This window comes from Citrobacter sp. wls714, assembly GCF_005281025.1.
In the GTDB taxonomy this organism is placed as follows: Bacteria; Pseudomonadota; Gammaproteobacteria; order Enterobacterales; family Enterobacteriaceae; genus Citrobacter; species Citrobacter werkmanii.
Genome location: NZ_SZWZ01000096.1, coordinates 46,661 through 52,841, shown reverse-complemented (window position 1 = coordinate 52,841; position 6,181 = coordinate 46,661). Strand labels below are relative to the sequence as shown.

6 protein-coding genes are annotated in these 6,181 nt (G+C 52.5%); 2 read left to right on the top strand and 4 right to left on the bottom strand.

The window, feature by feature from the left end; genetic code table 11:
* Positions 1 to 134 precede the first annotated feature (134 nt).
* A complete protein-coding gene (locus tag FDX11_RS21990; RefSeq protein WP_042311382.1) occupies positions 135 to 839 on the top strand; it encodes a FadR/GntR family transcriptional regulator in 705 nt (234 codons plus the stop codon).
* Position 840: 1 nt separating this feature from the next.
* Positions 841 to 2,268 carry a multidrug transporter subunit MdtD gene (gene mdtD, locus FDX11_RS21985; RefSeq protein ID WP_137365898.1) on the top strand — a complete coding sequence of 476 codons (1,428 nt, stop codon included), beginning with the start codon at positions 841 to 843 and terminating at the stop codon, positions 2,266 to 2,268.
* Here mdtD and rbsR read toward each other — a convergent pair.
* From rbsR to rbsC, 4 genes are all read right to left on the bottom strand, one after another.
* On the bottom strand, positions 2,234 to 3,226 hold the full coding sequence (rbsR, locus tag FDX11_RS21980) for a ribose operon transcriptional repressor RbsR (protein WP_087857265.1): 993 nt from the start codon (positions 3,224 to 3,226) through the stop codon (positions 2,234 to 2,236). The genes mdtD and rbsR overlap by 35 nt on opposite strands.
* A 3-nt stretch (positions 3,227 to 3,229) precedes the next feature.
* The gene (rbsK, locus tag FDX11_RS21975) at positions 3,230 to 4,159 is read right to left on the bottom strand and encodes a ribokinase (protein WP_137398536.1); all 930 of its coding nucleotides are present in this window, start codon (positions 4,157 to 4,159) and stop codon (positions 3,230 to 3,232) included.
* A 140-nt stretch (positions 4,160 to 4,299) separates the two neighbouring features.
* On the bottom strand, positions 4,300 to 5,190 hold the full coding sequence (rbsB, locus tag FDX11_RS21970; protein WP_006687780.1) for a ribose ABC transporter substrate-binding protein RbsB: 891 nt from the start codon (positions 5,188 to 5,190) through the stop codon (positions 4,300 to 4,302).
* Between the two features lie 24 nt (positions 5,191 to 5,214).
* Positions 5,215 to 6,180 carry a ribose ABC transporter permease gene (gene rbsC, locus FDX11_RS21965; protein ID WP_003023762.1) on the bottom strand — a complete coding sequence of 322 codons (966 nt, stop codon included), beginning with the start codon at positions 6,178 to 6,180 and terminating at the stop codon, positions 5,215 to 5,217.
* Position 6,181: the final 1 nt, after the last annotated feature.

The window sequence follows — 6,181 nt, the reverse complement described above, 5'->3', positions numbered from 1 at the left end:
TTTCCGAGTGCGTATTTTTTCACCAAAAACACCATTAACATGCCATAAAATAAGCAATTTGCCGTTTTTGCAGCCGCAATCACACTTCCTGGTGGCATACTAATGAATAAGAAAAAGAGTAAGGAAGAATATTCATGCCTTTAAATGCCCAACAACTAGCCGCACAGAAGAATCTGTCCTACGTTCTGGCCGAAAAGTTGGCTCAGCGAATCTTAAAAGGTGAATACGCACCGGGTGCTATCCTGCCCGGAGAAATAGAGCTGGGCGATCAGTTTGGCGTGAGTCGTACCGCAGTAAGAGAAGCGGTAAAAACGTTAACGGCAAAAGGTATGGTATTACCACGCCCGCGTATTGGCACTCGCGTCATGCCTCAGGCAAACTGGAACTTCCTCGACCAGGAGCTGCTTACCTGGTGGATGACGGAAGATAATTTCCCTCAGGTCATAAAACATTTTCTGGTGATGCGTATCAGCCTGGAGCCACAAGCCTGTTTGCTGGCGGCGACTATCGGGACGGCAGAACAGAAAGCGCATCTCAATACACTGATGGAAGAGATGGTCGAGCTGAAAAGAAATTTCCGGCGCGACCGTTGGATAGAAGTTGATATCGCCTGGCATGAGCACATCTATGAAATGAGTGCGAATCCGTTCCTTATCTCCTTTGCATCACTGTTCCATTCCGTCTACCAGACCTACTTTACCTCTATTACCTATAACGATGTGGTGAAGCTGGATTTGCACCAGGCTATTGTCGATGCAATAGAGGATAGCGATGGCGATCGCGCCTTCACCGCCTGTCAGGCATTGCTGATAGCACCGAACGTGCTACCGGATAAATAATATGTCAGAAAAGAAATCTCGCAGTATGGCCGGGCTGCCATGGATAGCAGCCATGGCCTTTTTTATGCAGGCATTAGACGCCACTATCCTCAATACCGCTTTACCCGCAATAGCGCACAGCCTTAACCGCTCTCCACTCGCCATGCAGTCGGCTATTATCAGTTATACCCTGACGGTCGCCATGCTGATCCCGGTGAGTGGATGGCTGGCAGACAGGTTCGGTACCCGACGCGTCTTTATGATTGCCGTAAGCCTGTTTACGCTGGGATCGCTGGCCTGCGCGCTATCCAGTTCCTTAAGTGAACTGGTAGTTTTCCGCGTCATCCAGGGCATCGGCGGCGCGATGATGATGCCTGTTGCCCGTCTGGCTTTATTGCGAGCTTACCCACGCAGCGAACTACTCCCAGTGCTTAACTTCGTGACCATGCCGGGTCTTGTGGGCCCAATTTTAGGTCCGGTATTGGGCGGTGTTCTGGTCACGTGGGCCAGTTGGCACTGGATCTTCCTGATTAATATTCCCATTGGCGTGGCGGGTATCTTCTATGCACGCAAATATATGCCGAACTTCACCACGCCGCGCCGCGGCTTTGATATGACAGGTTTCTTCCTCTTTGGCCTGAGTCTGGTGTTGTTTTCCAGTGGTGTTGAGCTGTTTGGTGAGAAGCTTGTCGCTACCTGGGTCGCACTCAGCATTATTGTGACCAGTATTCTGTTGCTGCTTGCCTACATTCGTCACGCGCGTCGTCACCCAACGCCGCTTATATCGCTTCCAATATTTAAGACCAGAACCTTTTCCGTCGGGATCGCTGGAAACCTTGCCACGCGTCTGGGTACAGGATGTGTGCCGTTCTTAATGCCGCTGATGCTGCAGGTAGGCTTTGGATATCCGGCGCTAATTGCTGGTTGCATGATGGCGCCAACGGCGCTGGGATCAATACTGGCAAAATCAATGGTGACACAGGTACTACGCCGACTTGGCTACAGAAAGACACTGGTGGGTGTTACGGTGTTTATCGGCCTGATGATTGCGCAATTCGCTTTGCAATCTCCTGCCATGCCGGTCTGGATGTTGATCCTACCGTTGTTTATTTTAGGTATGGCGATGTCCACCCAGTTTACCTCAATGAATACCATCACTCTGGCGGACCTGACCGATGAGAACGCCAGCAGCGGTAACAGCGTGCTGGCCGTTACGCAGCAACTGTCGATCAGTTTAGGGGTCGCTATCAGCGCCGCCGTCCTGCGTATCTATGAAGGCATGGAAGGTACCAATACGGTTGAACAGTTCCATTACACCTTCATAACCATGGGCGCGATCACTATTGTCTCTGCGCTGATGTTTATGCTGCTAAAAGCCAAAGATGGACGTAACCTGATCAAAGATCGGCACAAGCCTAAACCGACCCCCGCGCCATCAAAACAGGAGTAAGTTGCAGGCGTTGTTGCTGCAATGCGGGCTGCGCCATCCGGTGGATTAACACATCGATGGCCAGTTCGCCCAATTCATCTTTGGGTTGATGGATGGTCGTCAGCGGCGGCGTCATATAGCGTGCCAGTTCGATATCATCATAACCCACCACCGCCATATCCTGCGGAATGCGCAATCCTGACTGATACAATGCCTGATACGCTCCGACGGCCATTGCGTCGTTCCCGGTGAAAACGGCCTGCGGTCGCTGTTTATGTGACAACAACGTTTGCATAGCTTCAAAACCACCGCCGAACTCAAAGTCACCGGTGATCTCGTAACCTTCCGGGACCGGCAAGCCCGCTCGCTTCATGGCCGCCCGATATCCTTCCAGACGTAAACGCGCCGGTGTTTTATCCAGCGGCCCGGTAATACAGGCAATGCGGGTAAAACCTTTATCGATAAGATGCTGAGTGGCTAAGTCCCCGCCTAACAGGGAGTTATCCTGAATCAAATCGCTTTCACCATCAAAGGGCGACCAGTCCATCATCACGGTAGGGATAGAAGGATAGCGTTGCATAATCTCTCTGGAAGGCTGATGCGTTTCCGTGCAGAGCAGCAGCAAGCCATCCACCCTTTTTTGCATCAACGTTTCCAGATTGCGGTTCATGCGCTGTTCATCGCCTTCGGTATTGCATAACACCAGGCTGTAGCCGCGTTCAAAACAGCTACGTTCAACGCCGCGAACCAGTTCGGAATAAAAAGGATTGGTACTGGCAGTGATTAACATGCCAATGGTGCGGGTCTGGTTTAACTTGAGACTACGCGCCAGCGCGGAAGGCGCGTAGTTAAGCTCTTTAATTGCCGCTTCAACTTTGTCAGTGACAGACTCACTGACAAAGCGATCTTTATTGATGACGTGAGAAACCGTCGACGTAGAAACACCCGCCAGGCGGGCGACGTCCTTCATTGTAGCCAAGCGTTACCTCTGTTGACTTAAAAACGCTTCTATTTCTTCGCGCCATGGAACGGAAGGCTGCGCACCTTTACGGGTGACCGCAATCGCCGCAGCTGCATGGGCAAAACGGATCGCTTCAGGCAGCGGTATCTCTTCCAGTAACGCTGTAATTAATGCGCCGTTAAAGGTATCTCCGGCAGCGATGGTATCAACGGCGTCCACTTTAAAACCAGGCACTCGATGACCTTCACCATTCACGCTGGCCCACACTCCGCGACTACCTAAAGTAATCAGTACAGTATGGATCCCTTTCGCGTGTAATGCCTGCGCTGCTTTGGCCGCATCTTCATCGTTTTCTACCCGGATCCCCGTCAGCTTCTCAGCCTCGGTTTCATTCGGGGTAATAATATCCACCAACGCCAACAGCTCGTCAGAAAGTTCACGCGCTGGAGCCGGGTTAAGGGCGACCATGGTCTTATTTTGCTGGGCAATTTTTGCCGCAGCCAGTACGCTTTCGATCGGCGACTCTAACTGCATCAGTAAGGCGGAGGCCTGCGCAATGCGATCGCGCTGTGCTTCCACCAGCGCAGGAGAAAGGGCTGCGTTTGCACCGGCGTGAATGCCAATAACGTTCTCGCCATCACCATTAACAAAAATCAGTGCCACACCGGTCGATTCCCCCGAAATGACGCTGATCGGCGCAATATCGATATTATCTTTGGCCAACTGTTTACGCACACTTTCGCCAATATCGTCATCCCCCGTACAGGCAATGAACGCGATGTTCGCGCCACTACGACCCGCAGCAACAGCCTGATTAGCGCCTTTTCCGCCAAATGCGACCTGATAATGGCTACCGGTTACGGTTTCACCAGGCGTTGGGAAAGATTTAAGGTTGAGGATGTGATCGGCATTGATGCTGCCAAGAACAACGAGGTTGCCTGCGGTTTTCATGTTCGGAGTGTCCAGTAAAGTGCGCCACCGGGTTAGGGTGGCGCGTGCCCTGCTTTTCTTTTTACGCTTTCATCCTTAGAACCAGGCCCAGGGATGGCGTATTTATGTCTCCATCAGGCCGCGAGCGACCTGAATCGGTATTACTGCTTGATGACCAGCTTCAGATCAACCGGATATTTAGCCTGAACCTTCTCGCCTTTCAGAACCTTATCCGCAGTTTCCACGCCTTTCGCGCCGATCTGATCCGGCAACTGAGCAATGGTCGCAGCCAGTTTGCCATCATTTACTGCTTTTTCGCCATCTGGCGTGCCGTCAAATCCAACCACCATCACATCAGATTTACCTGCGGTTTGCAGTGCGCGCAGCGCACCCAGCGCCATTTCATCGTTCTGGGCAAATACGGCCTGCACGTCAGGATGCGCGGTCAGCAGGTTCTGCATGACGTTCAGACCTTTGGTGCGGTCGAAGTCTGCCGGCTGGCTGGCCAGTACGTTAAATTTGTGTGCCGCAACGGCCTGCTGGAAACCTTCGCCACGCTCACGCGCCGCTGAAGTACCGGCAATCCCCTGCAGTTCGATAACCTTCGCGCCTTCACCTGCTTTCTTCGCTATGTAATCACCCGCAATTTTACCGCCCAGCACGTTATCAGACGCAATGTGGCTCACCACATCACCTTTTGTAGCCTGACGATCCAGGGTAATAACCGGGATCTTCGCCTGGTTAGCCATCTTCACGGCGTTACCCACGGCATCAGAGTCAGTCGGGTTAATCAGCAGAATTTTAGTTCCACGAACCGTTAAGTCCTGAACGTTAGCCAGCTCTTTCGCCGGGTTGTTCTGTGAATCCAGAATCACCAGGTTATAGCCCAGTTTATCGGCCTCTTTTTGCGCGCCATCCTTCAGCGACACAAAGAACGGGTTATTGAGGGTGGAGACCACCAGCGCAATGGTATCTTTCGCCATCGCATTCGCGCTCACGGTGGCGCTCAGCGCAACAGCAGAAACCAGGGTAGCCAGTTTTTTCATGTTCATATTTAAGATGTCCTGTAATCGTTGTTACTGCTTTTTGTTGTCTACCAGTACCGCCAGCAAAATCACCACCGCTTTGACGATCATCTGGTAATAGGAGGATACACCTAACAAATTCAAACCATTATTGAGGAAACCAAGAATCAATGCGCCGATCAGCGTCCCAACAATACGTCCTTTACCGCCCGCCAGGCTGGTACCGCCTAACACCACCGCGGCGATAGCATCCAGCTCATAGCCAGTACCTGCCGTCGGCTGCGCAGAGGAGAGGCGAGCCACTTCAATGATACCCGCCAGCGATGCCAGCAGACCGCACAGGGAGTAAACGATAATTTTGATTTTACTCACGCTGATACCGGACAAACGCGTCGCCGCTTCGTTACCGCCCAACGCGTAGATATAACGACCCAGACGCGTATGATGCAGCATGTACCACGCCGCCAGGAAGACAATCCCCATGATCCACACAGGCGTAGGGACGCCTAACGGACGACCAATACCAAACCAACCAAACAGATCGGCATTGTCAGTAAACCCGGTATTTACCGGACTGCCGTTGGTGTACACCATGGTCACACCACGCAGTAGCAGCATCATCACCAGCGTGGCGATAAACGCCTGCACGCGGCCTTTCGCGACAATGACCCCGGTTACTGCGCCAATGGCAGCGCCGAGCGCCAGAGCAGCGGCAACGGCTACCAGCGCATTGACTTCAATACCGACAATGGACGCTGCAACCGCACCGGTAAGCGCCAGCAAGGAACCGACGGACAGATCGATACCCGACGTCAGGATGACCAGCGTCATGCCGACGGCCATGATGGCGTTTACCGACGTTTGCTGGAGAATGTTGAACAGGTTATTAACGGTAAAAAAGTTGGGGCTCATGGTGGAAACAATCGCGATCAGCACTAACAGAGCGATGAGCGACTTTTGCTCCAGAAGCCATGCTTTAGTGAAATAACGGCGACCAGAAACAGCCTGGGTAGTCATC